General features: G+C 40.2%; 11 protein-coding genes and 1 pseudogene. 5 read left to right on the top strand and 7 right to left on the bottom strand.

Annotation, left to right across the window (positions count from 1 at the left end; all coding sequences use genetic code 11):
* Positions 1-198: 198 nt before the first annotated feature.
* The 5 genes from G1O98_RS07120 to G1O98_RS07095 form a co-directional block, all read right to left on the bottom strand.
* Positions 199-1884 carry an ABC-F family ATP-binding cassette domain-containing protein gene (locus G1O98_RS07120; RefSeq protein ID WP_163927963.1) on the bottom strand — a complete coding sequence of 562 codons (1686 nt, stop codon included), beginning with the start codon at positions 1882-1884 and terminating at the stop codon, positions 199-201.
* 155 nt (positions 1885-2039) lie between these two features.
* Positions 2040-2846 (bottom strand): Rpn family recombination-promoting nuclease/putative transposase, encoded by an 807-nt coding sequence (locus tag G1O98_RS07115; RefSeq protein WP_163927961.1) that lies wholly within the window; start codon positions 2844-2846, stop codon positions 2040-2042.
* Between the two features lie 34 nt (positions 2847-2880).
* On the bottom strand, positions 2881-3378 hold the full coding sequence (locus tag G1O98_RS07110) for a hypothetical protein (protein ID WP_163927959.1): 498 nt from the start codon (positions 3376-3378) through the stop codon (positions 2881-2883).
* A 255-nt stretch (positions 3379-3633) separates the two neighbouring features.
* Complete coding sequence (locus G1O98_RS07105; RefSeq protein WP_163927957.1) at positions 3634-4098, bottom strand: hypothetical protein; 465 nt, start codon at positions 4096-4098, stop codon at positions 3634-3636.
* Positions 4099-4364: 266 nt separating this feature from the next.
* Positions 4365-4727 (bottom strand): helix-turn-helix transcriptional regulator, encoded by a 363-nt coding sequence (locus G1O98_RS07095; protein WP_012410694.1) that lies wholly within the window; start codon positions 4725-4727, stop codon positions 4365-4367.
* Positions 4728-4967: 240 nt separating this feature from the next.
* On the opposite strand from G1O98_RS07095, the gene G1O98_RS07090 reads away from it, so the two are divergent.
* Complete coding sequence (locus tag G1O98_RS07090) at positions 4968-5414, top strand: hypothetical protein (protein ID WP_163927955.1); 447 nt, start codon at positions 4968-4970, stop codon at positions 5412-5414.
* Positions 5415-5423: 9 nt separating this feature from the next.
* Here the strand turns inward: G1O98_RS07090 and G1O98_RS07085 are convergent.
* Positions 5424-5651, bottom strand: a pseudogene (locus G1O98_RS07085) (peptide chain release factor 1); the annotation flags it as partial.
* 915 nt (positions 5652-6566) lie between these two features.
* Between G1O98_RS07085 and G1O98_RS07080 the strand changes: the two are divergent.
* From G1O98_RS07080 to G1O98_RS07065, 4 genes are all read left to right on the top strand, one after another.
* Positions 6567-7562, top strand: coding sequence for a hypothetical protein (locus G1O98_RS07080; protein WP_163927953.1), 996 nt, complete (start codon positions 6567-6569; stop codon positions 7560-7562).
* Positions 7547-8482, top strand: a complete 936-nt coding sequence (locus G1O98_RS07075) for a MoxR family ATPase (protein ID WP_163927952.1) — start codon at positions 7547-7549, stop codon at positions 8480-8482. Before G1O98_RS07080 ends, G1O98_RS07075 begins: the two co-directional genes overlap by 16 nt.
* Before the next feature lie 80 nt (positions 8483-8562).
* A complete protein-coding gene (locus G1O98_RS07070) occupies positions 8563-13947 on the top strand; it encodes a hypothetical protein (protein ID WP_163927950.1) in 5385 nt (1794 codons plus the stop codon).
* Positions 13948-13964: 17 nt separating this feature from the next.
* Positions 13965-16457: a pentapeptide repeat-containing protein gene (locus G1O98_RS07065; RefSeq protein ID WP_163927948.1), complete on the top strand. Its 2493-nt coding sequence runs from the start codon at positions 13965-13967 to the stop codon at positions 16455-16457.
* Positions 16458-16525: 68 nt separating this feature from the next.
* Here the strand turns inward: G1O98_RS07065 and prfA are convergent, their stop codons facing one another.
* Positions 16526-17623, bottom strand: a complete 1098-nt coding sequence (gene prfA, locus G1O98_RS07060; protein WP_163927947.1) for a peptide chain release factor 1 — start codon at positions 17621-17623, stop codon at positions 16526-16528.
* Between the last annotated feature and the right edge of the window lie 20 nt (positions 17624-17643).

Here is a 17643-nt window from a genome sequence, read left to right as displayed (position 1 = left end):
AATACCCGAATGATACCATTGCTAATCCACGTCGCAAGTGAATTTTTGCTTATTAATTTCTTTTATGAAAGACTTACACGTTTTTTGAAATATTTTTTAAACTTTAGCGATTTTTCTGTAATTTTGTTGAGCGCTAATAAATAAGTGATCACTTAGTAGTAGCATTTTAGCACTACTACTAAGTCCGTATTCAATCTCTTATTTCTTTTTGGTAGAAGCTTTTGCAGCTTTTTTAGCAGCTTTTTCGGCAGCGATCGCAGCTAGTTTTGCCTGTTCTTTTTCTTCGGCAATTTTCTGGAGATAGTAATGATAATCTCCTAAGTAAACCCGGAATTCACCATCACGTATTTCGACAATTTTGTTAGCTACTTGAGAAATAAAGTAGCGATCGTGGGAAACTACAATTGCCGTACCATCATAGTTTTTCAGCGCTTCTTCCAGCATTTCTTTCGCTGGAATATCTAGGTGGTTTGTCGGCTCATCTAAAATTAGTAAGTTCGCGGGACGTAAGAGCATTTTTGCTAACGCCAAACGAGCTTTTTCTCCTCCACTTAATGCCCCAACTGCCTTAAATACAGTATCACCCGTAAATAAGAAGCGTCCCAAAAGCGTGCGGACTTCTTGATTATCCCAGTCGGGAACTTCATCATGGATAGTTTCCATGACAGTCTTCTTCAAGTCCAAAGCTTCAGCTTGATTTTGCTCAAAGTAACCGGGAATAACATTATGATCTCCTAATTGAACGCTACCTTCAGTGGGTGGTTCCATCCCCATAATTACACGCAACAGAGTAGATTTTCCAGCACCGTTAGGGCCAAGAAAAGCAATGCGATCGCCTCTTTCAATTAGGAGATTTGCTGCCAAAAACAGGATTTTATCACCATAAAGATGAGTTAAATCTTTAATGTCAACTACCTCGCGTCCACTGCGAGGTGCAGGGGGAAAACGAAAGTGCAGAGTTCTTACCCCAGCGATAGGTGCTTCAATGCGCTCAATTTTGTCGAGTTGCTTTTCCCGGCTTTTTGCCTGGGTACTGCGGGTAGCACTGGCGCGAAATCTATCAACAAAGGTTTGCTGTTTCTCTAATTCTTTTTGCTGACGTTCGTAAGCACTAAGCTGTGCTGATTGGCTTTCGGCTTTTTGTTCCAAATATGCCGAGTAGTTACCAAGGTAAGTACTGGAAACACCACGTTCAGTTTCCACAATTTGGGTGCAGAGGCGGTCAAGGAACTCCCGGTCATGGGAGACTATTACCATCGGCGTAATCAGCCCTCTGAGGTAATTTTCCAACCACTCAATGGTTTCTAAATCCAGGTGGTTAGTCGGTTCATCCAGCAGCAACAAGTCGGGTTTTTGCAGGAGAATTTTACCTAAACTCATCCGCATTTGCCAACCACCACTGAAGGCACTGACGAGGCGATCGCCATCTTCTAGCCCAAACCCCATCTCTGGTAAGATTTTCCCGATGCGTGCATCTAAGTTGTAGCCGTCTAAGGCTTCAAATTTGCGCTGCAAGCGATCCAACTTGTCGATCAGTCGATCCAGTTCCTCTGGGTTAGCCGTTTCCATCTCTTGTGGTATGTGCGCCAGAGACAACTGGACTTCGTTGGCTTCTTTGAAGACAGTCCAAAATTCTTCTCTAACGGTGCGGGTGGGGTCTACTTCAAACTCTTGGTTGAGGTAGGCTATATGTAAGCTATTAGGACGGATAATTTCGCCTGCGGTGGGTTCAATTTCCCCAGAGATGATTTTGAGTTGGGTAGATTTTCCAGCACCGTTGACACCGACTAAGCCAATGCGATCGCCTGGTTTAACTTCCCAGTTGATATCTTTGAGAACTTCGCCTGTGGGATAAATTTTACTTATATGTTCTAGTCGCAGCATTAAGTTTCTCTCAGGTAGGGAGTGGGTGGTTGAGGACGAAGTACTAACACCGCCTCTAATATTAACAAAAATTAACTATAAATTCGTCGTGAGAAAGTCTGGAAGCCGCAAACCAAATTTGGCTTGAGCTACGGATAAAATTTACCACATCTATCTTAAGGCTGCCTTTTTGCTACTTGTCTGACTTCTTCGACACTCAAATCTAACGCCTCTGCTACTTGTTCTACAGTCAACCCTGCTGCCAACATTGCTGGTACTGCTTTTAGTTTCCCTTTAATCTCACCTTGTTCGATGCCTTGTTCAACACCTTCCTGAAAGGCTTCCTGATAAAATCTGGTTTGCTTTAACTCACTTAAGCCAAACATTTCTTCCATCTCCTCCCTACTCATTGCAGGAAATTTGTAAACCAAAATAGTCTCGATAAATTGTAATAATTGCTGCTGTTTTAGTGGTGAATTTATTTCTGACTTGGTTCTGTCTATCAACTCCCTTGCTTGTGCGATCGCTATATCGTCACTTGCAATTACTAATTTAGCAGTTGCAATGCCAATTGGAAGCGATGCACCTTCACCTAATTCATCCAAATAAATGCGTCTGACACGCCCACTTGTGAAAAACTCACGGTAATGTTTAATATCGCCTGTATCTACATTCCTATTTGGGTATAAAACCACAGCACCCCAGTCATTTAATGGTTGATTCTGACGGAGGTATAAACATATTTCTGCAATTAGCCGTGAATAAATTTCCCCATCAGTTTGAAATTGCACTTCAACAAAGTAAATCGGGTTCTCGCTTCCTTGTGTAGGCAGAAACACACCATCGATTCTGAAGGCTGTTTGTTTGATTTCAACTGATGAAAATTGATAAAGGCTAGCCTCTTCTGGAGAATTACCAATAATTTCAAAGAAGATATCAGGAAATTCTTGAAACAGCCGATAAAAGATGATGTCTGTTTTCACAATTTTATATTATTTGAATATTTTGATTTGCCGTTCATGTGTTATTTGATTCTTCAGAACCATCTCGCACTTTCAGCAATTGCTCTTTTGCCATCCCTAATATACGTGAAAGAGGCGCTAACAAACTATCATCAAATGCTTCTCCAGCATAGATATTATTCAGTTCAGTCGGAGATAATTTGAAGGTATCGCAAAATTTAGCAAACTCCTGGTTACTCAAGTCAAGCTCTTTTTGCCTATCCTGAAGTAAAACTGCGATCGCTCTAGTTCCATGCTTCGGACGCTCACTAGTTTTTACATATTTTTCCATTAAATAATTGACTTTTCTGGTATCGCCACCGATTTTTTTAATTAAATCAGTACAAGCCATTTTCAGCGCTTTCTTTAAAACTTCTTCTTCATTTAAATTTTTAATAATTTCACTGGCATATTCTGGTTTAAAAAATCCCACCAAATTCCCTTGATGATAAACTGGTATATAAGGATTGTTCGTTTCAAGTTGCCAATCTAAAGGCTCATTGCGTAGCGACATAGCTGCACCCCTAAATATTTTAAGATTGCACCATTTTAAAACCATTTATTCCTTAACTGCCAGTAAAATACCCTAGCACTGGCGATTAGAAACCGCAGCGATACAAACAAAACCCACCTTCGTGGGTTTCAACTTGCTGGAGTCCACGCAGACGGACTTAGTTTGTGCAGCCGTTATGTATTTCTACCAGAACCTCTAACTCAGCCAAAATTAGCGATCGCTAGGTGAATCAATGCGATTCTCCTACTCACACGCCTATTTTTGTGATTCGTATTCTTCAAAAATTATTACAGCAGCTTCCAGGTACCGATCTAGTAAATGATGATCAGATATATCAGGTAACACTAATTCAACAGTCGATATGGCTTCCATTATTCCAACATGCTCTTCTCCAACTTTAAAAGCTGCGATAGACCACCATAGTCGAGCTATTGCAGTTTGAATTTCTTCTCTTTCAGGTAAATACCATATTTCTCGACCTATTTCATTACACCGTAAAGGGGTTAAAAAATTTTGCTCTGACAAAGCTTGCTGAATATATTTATTAAGCTGGGAGAGTTTATCCGATTTAGTATTAGATGAATATATTTGTATGCATTCTATTGCCCATTGGATTGCCAAACTATAGTGATATTTTTGTAATTTAAGTGCAATTGGATAAGCCCAAAGTATTTGTTTTTGCGCTATAGTTTGTTTGACATTCTCTATTACTTGTTTCATAGATGTAACTATATCTAAGTAACTTACAGTAGAACTTATAAGCATAGTAATTTTTTTAACCTCGTCTACTTAAGGTATCTCCAAATAACAAATGAGCGTCATAAAAATAGTAGTAATTATCCTTCCCAGTCTTGACGAGTATCGCACAGAAAATTGTCTGCGATCGCATCATCAAATAAATAGAGGTAATGCTCTGGAAAAGTTCGTAATGGTAAGTTAGTTTCTCGTAGCGACAAATAGACTCCCGCTTCAATCCTGAAAAATATTCAACTAGCCTTCGCCTCATCCCCGGATGCTTCAGCCACAGCCGCCAATCTATCTGCCGCAGCTTGCACAATTTGAGCCACTTGGGCCAAAGGCATGTGCTGGATTTGTCTAAGAATCAGACTCAAATCTGAGGTTTCTGGAATTGGCTTGCCATCTATGCAGCTGATTAACTCTTCCATTGTGTAGCCTGCTTTCGATGCGATTCGAGCCAAATTTTCTGTATCTGGCACCTTCACACCTTTTTCCCACATCTGAACGGCAGTAGCAGATACTCCCAAAAGCTTACCAAATGCTCGCTGACTCATTGAACCGCGAGCTAGTTTAATGATTTCAATCAGTTTTTGTTTGCTTTCGATCTTCACTGCTTATATAGCTAGCCAACTTTATTTACAAGTTTACTTTCAATAATACAAGTTTACTTTTATATTGACAGCCTTGTGTTTTAGTACTAAACTATATCTCTGGTTGTAAATCGGCAACTACAGGCATCAAGCTAGTAGAATAACCCATCTATCTTTAACCAACCCAAAAAACTTAGTTTGCTACGGTGCTTGTGCTAGTAGCTAGACTTTGCTGCGAAGAAATAATATCGAAGGTGCATCATGTTTCGCAAGCCACGCAAAATTAACCAATATCGCCGCAAAGGTAAAAACCTTATAGCCACTAATAAAATTAAACCAGAACAGTGGAACATTTCTGACGCAGAAACCAAAGAAGCTTTAAAAGTTAAAGGCTACGATGTTAAGCAAATCAAAAAAATCCACCTTCTGAAGCATCAAGTATGTATTTCCTACTGGGATGCAAAAGGCAATATATGCAGCAGCTTTTTTAGCTACCGGATTTTTGCACGTTGGCAAGAAGAAGTGGAAAAGCTAATTTATACCTGTGAAACCCTGAAGGAATGGGCAAAGCTAAATTACGTTATGAAGTACGAATTTGCCTATTACCATTATCCCAGTGAAATAGAAGATATACTCCACGCAATATTAGAAAACCACTTGTCTGTGTTAAAAGCAACAGTACAACAAGTGGTTTTACAGAATATTTAACAGCAAAAATTAGTTAGCGGCAGAAGTCGCTAACTCCGCGAGACGTTCTTGCTGGTCTAGAGATATACAAGATTGGATAAGTGTCTCTAAATCACCATCCAAAACAGGGGTAAGGGAATAATTCTGACCTAACCGATGATCGGTAGCGCGGTTATCTTTATAATTATAGGTGCGAATTTTTTCTGATCGCGATCCAGTACCAACCTGCGATCGCTCTAGTTTGATACTTCGTACTTTGACTACTTTATTACATATATTTAGATTAAATAATTAACTTTGTTGGAATCGTCGGCAGTTTTTTTGATTAAATCAATGTAGGTATTTTTCAATGCTGTTTAAAAAACCGTACCTTTTGCCAACCACTTCTACTGGACTGGGGATCTGGTTGCTCTCCTACGGTTATGAAAAATGGTGCAAGATATTCAGTTTGACAAAACTCCTAAAGTTTTGGTGATTGCAACCTTGGCTTTTGTCACACAGAAAACAACATTCCTTCAGCCAACCTGTTTTGGTTGACATTGCTTTTAAAGCATAAACTCTGGTATATTTTGATCTATATAATTTATCTCCAGCCTTTGTGACTAGTACCAATAATGCACCATCTCAAACGCTCCCTTTTTGATAGCAAATTTAAAAAGCTCACTTTGCTTGTGGTTGAATTAAGAAGTGCGTGAACCTGATAAAGGCTGATAACCATAACAGAAAGACGATCGCTTCAATTGAGCAAATAAATAGACAGTGTGCTTATCAAACACGAGAAGAAATTACCAGTATTTGGAGAAAGAACCTTCTCTAACTATGAGTTCCTGCGTAATTACTCTAAGGACATCTAAAATAATTTTTGTAGGATAATTAACAGCCAAGCCTATGGGTTTAACTAAAAGGTAATGGTATCAAATAAGCATGAAGTTAATATACTTACGTTAATATTACCTGTGTTCAGTTAGATAGCAAACAACTTCAATTTTTCTACTAGTAGCAATTAAAACTCCTAGAGGCAGCCGTAAATTGAAAATAAAGGGCAATTTTAGCCCTGATTCAGAAATCTAGATTTATTCACCTGTAATTTTAGGCTTACTATGCAGAAGTAAGCCAAACACCACCTAGCAATAAATAATTTGTACTTCTATTTACAAAAAACACTGAATACAGATGTTCCCAGAAAAACATCTACAACGTAAACAAGAGGCTTTGCAAGTACAGTATGACCTTTCTAGCGAGAGGTTATTTGAATTGCGTCGTAATTATGCGATCGAAGTAGATATTGCTGTTCGCTTCAAGTTAGCTAACCAAATCAAGGATGCTGAGGCAGAACTTGATGAAATGGCACTACAGCTTGATAATCTGAGCAAATCTTCTGAAAGTGAGCGTTTATACTATGCTTTATTAAAGCTAGGTTATCACACGCAAGTACGGACATTTAAAAGATTTATTGATACTCAGTCAATTGGAGCTTTTCTAATACATGGCTCACTATATTACGGTCAGCGCTGGTTGTTAAATCGGTTAGCAAGACGACATGTACCGGAGAACATTCCTGGCAAGGAGGTAATTATAGACCTGAGTCGAATTGCTCGTCAGAGCGATGTAGCGGCTTTATGGCGTGAACTAAGTTCTCGTGTGGGTTTGGGCAGACAAAGCTCTATCTCAGAAATTGCAGAACGAGTATATAAATGGTGGCAAACACAGAATGTATTGCTCATCTTTCACAATGTACATGTTTTGCCTGAAGCTTTTTTACACAACTTGCTCCAGGATTTTTGGCAACCATTGGCGAGTAAAGCTAAAGAAATAATTACTCAAAAACAACAATTTAAGTTACTCATGTTTCTAATTGATTATGACGGCTGTGTAGGTTCTTGGAACATGTCATTTGCGGATAAACTGCTTCCCACATGGAAACCAGATACTCCAGTCAAACTACCAGCAATTACGGAATTTTCCGAAGATGAATTAGAAGATTGGCTTTGGCAAGGGTACGAAACTGAAGAACTACCACCGACATTAACAGAGGAGGACGTAGATCAAACAGTGCAAATGATCCTCCAAAATAGTGATAATGGAATTCCAGAACCCGTAATAGAAGAAATTTGCCGACTATCTGGCTGTGACTGGTGTGAAGAAGAGAGAAAATGGTTAAAGCTCTAAGCGATCAAATACCTGAATACACAGGCAAAGTCCAACCTAAACCAGCAGAACGCAAAGTAAACGGACAGCTTTTATATCCCTATTTACCAAGTTCGGAATTAGTTGAAGTAGTTAACCTCGCAGTTTACCTGAGGCGACCGTTACTACTCAAGGGGGAACCAGGATGTGGCAAAACTCAGTTGGCAAATGCTGTTGCTTACGAGCTGGGTTTAAAGCTAGAAGCTTGGTATGTCAAATCCACTAGTCGGGCTAGGGATGGTTTATATACCTACGATGCAGTCGGACGGCTCCGAGATGCTCAACTTGCTGCTTCCGGTCTTTTGAGTGCAGAACAGCTCCAGCGAATTGACGAACCATCAGCCTATGTGCGTTGGGGGCCATTAGGACGGGCGTTTCAGCAGGAAAAGCCTACTGTTGTGCTGATTGACGAAATTGATAAAGCGGACATTGATTTCCCCAACGACCTGCTACTGGAGTTAGATGAGCGAAGGTTTGTAGTTGAGGAAACAGGTGAGGAAATTGAGGCCAAAGCGGATTCAATTGTGATCATTACTAGTAATGATGAAAAAGATTTACCTGATGCCTTCTTGCGTCGATGTTTATTTCACTATGTTGAGTTTCCTAACATTGAGCGATTGATAGAAATCGTCAATACTCACTTTCCGATGTCACCAGATTTACTGGTTAATAAAGCGATCGCTCGCTTTATGCAATTGCGTGATGAAATGAAAAAAGATAGAGGAGAGTCCAGCAAAAAAGTTAGTACTAGTGAACTGCTCGATTGGTTTCGGGTTCTACGTCGTTATCCCCAAGATGAAATTTTAGAGAAACTGGATAGTAAACTGCCCTATCCCGGTGTACTACTCAAAAGCTGGGACGATCATCGCCGTTATCTAGCCCGTATAGGTTCAAAGATTTAAAAATTTCCGGTCAAATCTGCTGCCCATAAAAGATAAAATTTAGACAAGCAGCTACTGACTGTTTCGATAAGCTATTAGCCGTGCATGACCCTGAACTACCACTACTAGAACTTTTTACAAGATTACGCGATGCTGGTTTACCGCTAGGCATTGATGAATACCACTTAGTATTGCGTGCTTTGCAAGCTGGCTTTGGTATTCCCGACCGAGAAGCTTTAGCACGACTTTGCCGTACACTTTGGGTAAAATCTGATGAAGACAAGCTGCTATTTGACTATCACTTTGACCAGGTGATGGCAATAGATGCATTATTGTTCCGTGATTTAACTGCTTCACCAACTGCTGATTCTGCCCCGACAGGTGTGCAGACAGACCAACCCATTAAAAAGCGATTCGCAATTCCTCTCAAAGTTGGCTATGCAGCTTTAGGAGGAATTGCTGTAGTCGCATTTGGTTATGCAGGTTGGTTTTTCGGACTGCGAAAAGAATGCCCATACTTCACCAGCATCGCTGTAGCTCAAGCAAAAATAGATAAAGAGTACCGCTACAAAATTACTGTTTGTCAACCTAAAAAGGGATCTGCTGCCAAGATTTCAGCCGTGGAAGTTCCACCTTGGCTAAAGCTTAAGGATAACGGGGATAGTACAGCCACTCTTAGCGGCACACCCACCACAGCAGACAATAAAGTTATCTATGTATGGAATATCAAGGGAAACCAGCTAGCTACACTGAAAAATCAGCCTCAGTACTCTGATATCAAATTTAGTCCTGATGGACAGTACTTCGTTAGTAAGATACCAGAGGAGAAAACTGTTCTTCTATGGGATCTTAAGGGCAATCAGTTAGCAAAACTGAGATACGAACCATATATTTCCAATGTTGGGTTTAGTACTGATAGTAAACACCTTGCTATTACATCTGATAACGGGAAAATTCGACAATATGATCTTAAAGGCAATCTGCTGAAAGAATTTATAGCTAGTGAACCCACTTTTAACGATAACGGTGATTATTTTGTCGAGCTATTAGCTAAAAAGACTGTTGTCTTGCGAGATTTTGATGGTATACAAATTGCAAAATGGCAGGTAAAAGGCAAAGTAGAGCAAGTATTTATTGCATCTAAAAAACAGTATATTGCTACCTATTCACCTTCACCAGAAAAAACACTTAGGCTATGGGATTTTAAAGGTAACAAGCTAGCAGAGTTTCAATCGAAAAAAGGATTTTACGGACTGAGTTTTAGTGACGACGATTGCTATCTTATATATAGAGATTCTTCTGATAAAGTCGATGCTATTTATTTATGGGATATTGAGAGTAAGAAACTAACTAAACAGGAATCTCAGAACTATTCTGATAGCTACAACAATGTTTTTAGTCCAGATCTGCGATACTTTACTAATATTTCATCAAATAGCAGTATTCGTTTGTGGAATCTAAAAGGTAAGCAAGTAGCTCAACTACCAAATCAAAAAAATCTTTCTGAAAAGAGTCCCAATTTTAGCCACAATGGTCAGTACTTCGCCACAATTTTGGGAAATACTGATAAACAGTCATCTTCTCAGGATGAGATTATCCGTTTGTGGGATTCAAAAGGTAGTTTTTTAACAGAATTTAAATCTCAAAGTAATGTTTCCAAGATTATATTTAGCCCAGATGAAAAGCACCTAGCTACTCTTCTCGAAAATGGTATTATTCGCCTCTGGGATAATAAAGGAAACAAGTTGTATGACTTGAAACCTCAAAATCAAGTCTCAAAAAACACATACTTCAGAGAGAGTTATAGATACAGATATTTCAGAGATAGAGACTTCAGAGAGAGTTATATATACAGATATTTCAGAGATAGAGACTTCAGAGAGAGTTATATATACAGATATTTTAGAGACAGATACTTTATAAACGCTCATTTCAATTCTAACGGTCAGCGTTTTGCCACTGTGTCTGAATTTGGTGTTATTAGTTTTTGGGACTTGAAGGGTAATCGGCTATCAGTATTAAAGCCGCAAAATTTAGAAAGTCGCGTTAGTTTTAGCTCTGATGGACAATACATTACTACTACCTCAGATGATGGGATTGTCCACTTGTGGGACTTTATGGGTAAACAATTAAAAACCATGAAACATCAGGGCGAAGTTTCCAATTTTAGCTTTACTAGGGATAATCAGCACCTGACTACTGTCTCAAAAGAACGCGTTACTCGCTTGTGGAACTCAAAGGGTCATCAATTAGGAGAATTGCGACCACAAAAACTATATAGTGAAACAACTTACTTCAGCAAGAATGGCAAGTATTTTGCTGATATTTTAGTAAATGGTACTGCCCGTTTGTGGACATCTAAGGGGAATTTACTAGCTCAATTGAAATCTTCCAGCCCAGTCTCTGACATTGTTTTCAGTCCAGATAGCCAGAGACTTATTACCTACTTACAAGATGGAACTGTTAGTTTATGGGATGTGAAAGGTAATCAGCTAGCACAATTCAAGTCGTCTAAATTTATCTTCAAAATAATCTTTAGCCCTGATAGCCAGAAGATTGCTACTTTCTATGAAGATAAGACTGTTAGTTTATGGGATGTGAAGGGTAATCAGCTAGTACAATTCAAGTCCTCCAAATTTATCTACAAAATAATTTTTAGCCCTGATAGCCAGAAGATTGCTACTTTCTATGAAGATAAGACTGTTAGTTTATGGGATGTGAAGGGCAATCAGCTAGCACAATTCAAGTTGTCTGAATATATAGATGAAATAATTTTTAGCCCTAATAGCCAGAAGCTTGTGATCAAATTGAATAATGGAAGATTTAGCTTGTGGGACTTAAAAGGAAATCAGTTAAAGCAATTTCAGCGTGCTATATTTAGCCCTAAACAGCAATATTTCGTAAATATATCAAAAAATGAAACTGTCGAACTTTGGGATTTGGCAGGAAAACAACTAGCGATACTAAAACATCGAGTCAAAGTTAATAAGATTAATTTTAGTGCTGATGGCAAGGTACTTGCCGCTACTTTAGCAAATAACACTGTTCAAATATGGAATTTTAAGGGTAATAAATTAGGAATATTGAAATTCCAAAATAAGTTTAACAAAATTGACTTTAGTCCTGACGGAAAAAGCATTGCTACTACTAGTAATAGCGCCGATAAAAATAATATTATATTGTGGAATATTGAAGGAAAAAAACTGGCAGAATTCACACTTGTAGATAAAGTTGATAATATCATTTTTAGCAAAGATGGGCAAAGCTTTGCTATAGTTTCTTATAATGATAATTATTATGAAAACAACGTCAGTAATGTCCAGTTGTGGGATATTAAGGGAAATAAAGTTTCTGAAATCAAATCGCACTGGCGGGGTGATGTTAAATTCAGTCCTGACGGGCAGTTTTTTATTACTAGTTCTGCCAATAAAGCTGTTGAACTATGGGACATCAAGGGCAAGAAATTAGGAACATTGCAAAATCAAAGTTCGCTTGATGTTGTGGGCTGGAGTCCTGATGGCCAAAATATTATTACTACTTCAACTATTAATACTGCTCACTTATGGGATATTCAAGGGCATCAGCTAGCAAAGTTGCAATTTCCAGATAAGATTGGCGATCGCCAGTTTAGCTTTCGGGATAATAATGATTACCAGTTTAGCCCTGATGGTGAACACTTAATTACATTTACCAATGACTCTACACTTTCAAGTAATGAGGCAGGTGATGAAAGCAAGAAAAGTGTTCGTTTGTGGAGTTTAAGAGGAAAGCCAGCCATAGATTTATCCTATGAAGGTCAGCTAAACGACAAAGATTTTAGTCCTAATGGACAGTACTTTGCTACTGCTTCTGGAGATGGAGCGGTTCGTTTATGGGATATACAGGGAAATCTACTGACATTCTGGCATGAGCGTCCTGTGAAAAGCGTGCGCTTTAGCCTAGATGGACAAAGCCTTGTTAGTCGCACAGCAGATGGCATTGGCCACCTTTGGGATTTGAAGGGAAATCAAGTAGAACTTAAACAGCAAGGGCTGATCAATCGTATAGACTTTAGTCCAGATAAACAGCACTTAATGACCATTTCACAAGATGACACAGTTAATCTATGGAATTTTCTAGACCAAAAATCCATAGAGTTGAAGCATCGTGGCATAGTTTCCAGTTCCAATATTGTCTTCAGTCCTGATGGTCAGAGTCTTGCTACTGCTTCACAAGATAACACTGCTCGCCTATGGAATCTCCAAGGAGAAACACTGGCAGAGTTTAAACATCCAGATTGGGTAAACGGAATTAAATTTAGTCAAGATGGAAAATATCTTTTTACTACTGCAAGCGATCACATTTTACGAGTGTGGAACCTTAAGGGAAAACAACTAGCAGAACTACCGCATGCCAGTCAGGTTTCTGCTAATGAGATTATCTTTGCCCCAGATGGACAACACTTGATTAGCACATCTTCTGACCACAATCACAAAGTAACACTCGAAGTTAAAGATGAAGCTGGTCACAAAAATACTCAATCCTTCACAATTTCAACGATTACAGATTTAGGTGGCAGGGCAAATACAGGCAACCTCTTAAATTTGATGGTTGCAGGTTTATTTGGGGGTGTCTTATTTTTAGGGGGGTTGTCTGGAGGGTATGTACTGTTTAGATGGTTGATAGAGCGCCGTGCCCAAGAAGAATCTACACAATCTGATAGTTCTTCAGATACTACCCCTCCTTTACCTTCAGATTATGCCAATGATATAGAAGAAGATGACTTACAGGTAGCCCAAGCCGTGCGTCATGCCCGTGGCAGCACAGACATTGCTCGCAGCCCCTTTGCGATCGGCAATGAGTATTTTCCAGTTACTCGTCGGCAGATGAAACAAAGTTGGCGTTATCTGCGCCAGTTTGTCCGTCAAGGATTGCCCACAGAATTAGACATAGAAGCTACAGTCCAAGAGGTGAGTCGGCATGGTTTTTTGCTCAAACCTGTTTTAATCCCTCGACGGGTAAATCGAACTGAGCTGCTATTACTCATCGATCAAGATGGCTCAATGATCCCCTTTCATTCTCTATCACGTCGCTTGGCAGAAACAGCTTTATATGGTGGACGTTTAGCAAAAGCCAATATTTATTACTTCCATAACTCTCCCAACCAACATCTTTACTACGATCCAAATCACCAAGATGCAGAGACAGTTAGTAATGTAATTGCCTCAATTCGCTCTGAATACACTAGCGTGATGATTTTTAGTGATGCCGGGGCCGCTCGTGGAGGGATGAATCCAGAACGGATTGAAATGACGGCAACTTTTTTAGAGCAACTGAAACAGCAAGTAAATTACATTGTATGGCTAAATCCGGTACCGCGATCGCGCTGGTTACATACAAGTGCTGATGAAATTGCCAAACTTGTCCCTATGTTTGAATTCAATCGTCGGAGTTTGCATGAGGCGATTAATGTTTTGCGGGGCAAACCAGCCCACTCTTCTTCATAAGTAAGGTTCTGCCGGAGATGAAACTTGATATTGTAGCTCGGCGTATTGCGTTATTTGAGAAACAATTTGGCAAACCACATTTATATCTGGCTTACCATGCGGCATTTCCCTTAGCTTTAACGCCTGATCTCATGTACCGTCTGTGGGTAAACTTTCAGCAGGATATCCACGGACAACCTCTCAATATTGCCTGGGTCGCTGTAGGAGACTTTCTCCTTTCTGGTCTATGTGACGAAGTAGGGTATGAACTCTACGAAATGGATATTACAGTTCGTAATCAGTTATTACGGCAATTAAAAGCAGACCCAAAGTTTGGCATACAGCGAATTAATCATCTGTCTGATTTTTTACTAGAATACGTCCGACAACAGATATTAAGTGACGATCCTGACACCCAAAATTTTGCCAAAACTCTCCAGTGGACAGCTTTAGCCTACACCAAACCCAATGAAGCCGCGCGACAAATAGCCTTGACTTTTCGCCATCTGGAGATGTTGTCTTGGAGACAAAATCAACCGAATCACACAGAATTAGTACGCATGGCATCTCTAGTAGAAACCTTTGCTGAACCTTTAGCAGATGCCCAGCTAGAACCCTTAGTTACTTATGCTCGTGGTATGGCACGCTTTGCTCATGGGGATATTGAAGGTGCTACTGCTCAAATTGGCACAGTTGCTGAAGCTGGAAAAATTCAGGTAGCTGGCGTAGACATACCAATTCCTGAGAAGATTCAGGAGCATTTAGAGGATGCTAGTTCGCCAGTAGGAGCAGATTTCAGAGGTCAAAATCTTTGTGGTCGCTCTTTTAAAGGTCAAAATTTGGCAAGAGCAAACTTTAGTCATAGTGATATTCGCAGCGTAGATTTTACTAATGCCATCCTCACGGGGGCAAGCTTTCGCCATGCTCAAGCAGGATTACAACGTTTTTTAGTTATAGGACTAGTACTGTGTGCATTCTTACTAGCAGCCTTATCAGGCATTGCTGCCGGATTGGTTGGGTGGATATTGGGGTGGGAATTGAATATGGGTGGAACTTCTCTGGGGATTGGGATTGCTAGCGTGATAGCTATTATGACTGTTTTGACGATCGCCAATCGTGAGGGAGTCAATAACAAAGCAGGAGCGATCGCTTTATCGATGATGGGGACAACTGCGATCGCTGGCTTTGAATTTTTGAATCTGTATGCAGTTTTACCTGAAGTTATGCGCTCAGGCAATTTGCTTGTGCAGGCGATCGCACTTGCTAGCGGCATCGCCATAGCTGTAGCTTTAACTGTTATTGGTAATCGGATGCGAACACGAGCTTTACCTATGACTTTGATAGCAGCAGGAACCGGGGCTGTAGTGGGAATCATTGGTATTGTTTGGTTCTGGTTTGTCAAGGCTCCTTTGGCTCAAACGGCCTTAGCAACTTTAGCTGTGAACATGCTTATTGCTGGTGCTGGAGCCATAGCAATGGTAATAGCTGGTACTTGGATGTGGAATGGAGCAGTCATTGGAACTGCTGCTGGAGCTTTAGTCTTGTGTGGTTTTTGGTTAATCAATGTACTGGCTCCCTTGGGTAGCAACTGGATGAGAGCAGTTTTACCAGGAGTTGTAACTGTAGGGTTGTCATGGGCGATCGTTATCACCTTGACTTTAGCTATCAGTTTGGTAGTAGTAGAAGTTGAGCATCAAATATTTGCGAGAGCCTGGATCTTAGGAGCTTTTTTATTTGGCACTTTGATACTATTTATTATCGTTATTTTAGGTGGACTACGTATTTATCCATCATTTCGAGTCAGTGAAGATTTGCCAATGATCTTGGCTGCAAGCATTGTTACTGCTGTGGTTACTTTTGTCAGTCAGCGTAGTCTCAATGGCGATCGCCAATTGACTGGGGTTGAGAAGTTCGCGAGTATCTTTGCTACCACAGGAAGCACCACTTTTCATGGTGCTGATCTAACAGATGCCGATTTCACTCAAGCAACGCTCAAAATTGCAGATTTTAGAGCAGCGAACCTAACTCAAACTAGCTGGCTGCATACGAAAAAACTTGACCATGCCTGTACTGAAGGAAGTTATTTAGTACATCCTCAAGTACGGCAGTTAGTTACTACTAGGGCAGCACAGGATAAAATTTTTGACAGCCTTGATTTACAAGGTATCGATCTGCATGGAGTAAATTTAGTTGACAGTAGCTTCATTGGTACAAATTTGCGTGCAGCCAATTTACAAAATTCCGATTTTAGTAGAGCAAAGCTTGTTAGAACTCTGCTAGACCAAGCGGATCTAACAGGAGCTTGTTTCACAGGAGCTTACCTACAAAACTTGGAGATTACGTCTGCAACTCAACTGAAGAACGTGACATGTAAATACCTCTTTACACGTTTACCCAGCCCAGACAATCCAGATCCTGGTCGTCAACCAGAAGATCCACAAAGAACTTTTAATGCGAGAGAATTTGCAGATTTTATTCAAGAATTAATAGATGAGAACAAGCATTCTTCAGCCAAGCCTGAACTGCATTAAAAAACCACCTGGCTGTGTTAAAAGCAACAGTACAACAAGTGGTTTTACAGGATATTTAACAGCAAAAATTAGTTAGCGGCAGAAGTCGCTAACTCCGCGAGACGTTCTTGCTGGTCTAGAGATATACAAGATTGGATAAGTGTCTCTAAATCACCATCCAAAACAGGGGTAAGGGAATAATTCTGACCTAACCGATGATCGGTAGCGCGGTTATCTTTATAATTATAGGTGCGAATTTTTTCCGATCGCGATCCAGTACCAACCTGCGATCGCCGCATGGAAGTTACAGCTGCTTGTTGTTCGCTTAACTTGATGTCATACAACTTCGCCCGCAGAATTTGCATCGCCCGTTCTTTGTTTTGCAACTGGCTGCGTTCTTCTGTACAGAAAATGCGTATTCCCGTCGGTTTGTGCATCAAGTCAACGGCTGTTTCCACCTTGTTGACGTTTTGCCCACCAGCACCACCAGAACGAGCTGTAGTCATTTCAATATCTTTTGGGTCAATGTGAATTTCCACATCATCGACTTCTGGCATAATCGCTACGGTAGCTGTGGAAGTATGAACCCGTCCCCCAGATTCAGTTGCCGGCACGCGCTGCACACGATGCACTCCAGCTTCAAACTTTAGCTGGCTGTAAACATCATTACCTTTAATTTCGAGAATGACTTCTTTCCAGCCACCCATTTCTCCACGAGATTCGCTCACTAGAGAAACTTTCCAACCTTGAGTCTGAGCATAGCGAGTGTACATCTGCATCAAATCGCCAGCCCAAATACTCGCTTCATCGCCACCAGTACCAGCGCGAATTTCCAACATGATATTCTTTTCATCATTGGGGTCGCGTGGTAGCAGTAAGACTTTCAAGCGAGACTCTAAATGTTCTATTTTTTCTTCAAGTTCTTTTACTTCCAGTGATGCCATTTCTTGCAACTCTGGGTCACTTGCAGATTCTTTGTAAACCTGACGCGCTCCGATTAAGTCTTCTTGGGCTGTTTTCCAAATTTCATAAGTATTAACTACCTCTTCCAAAGAAGAACGAGACTTAGCAATTTCTTGATATTCATCAGGATTGCTAGCGGTATCGGGGTCGCCAAGACGACGTGTTAATTCATTAAAAGTTTGTTCAACGGATTTTAGTTTGTCCAGTAAGTATGATTCAGCCATGACGAGTGCGATCGCTCCTT

The organism is Nostoc sp. UIC 10630, assembly GCF_010747425.1.
Lineage (GTDB): Bacteria > Cyanobacteriota > Cyanobacteriia > Cyanobacteriales > Nostocaceae > Nostoc.
The sequence above is the reverse complement of the archived record's forward strand: the minus strand, read 5'-3'. Positions and strand labels throughout refer to the sequence as shown.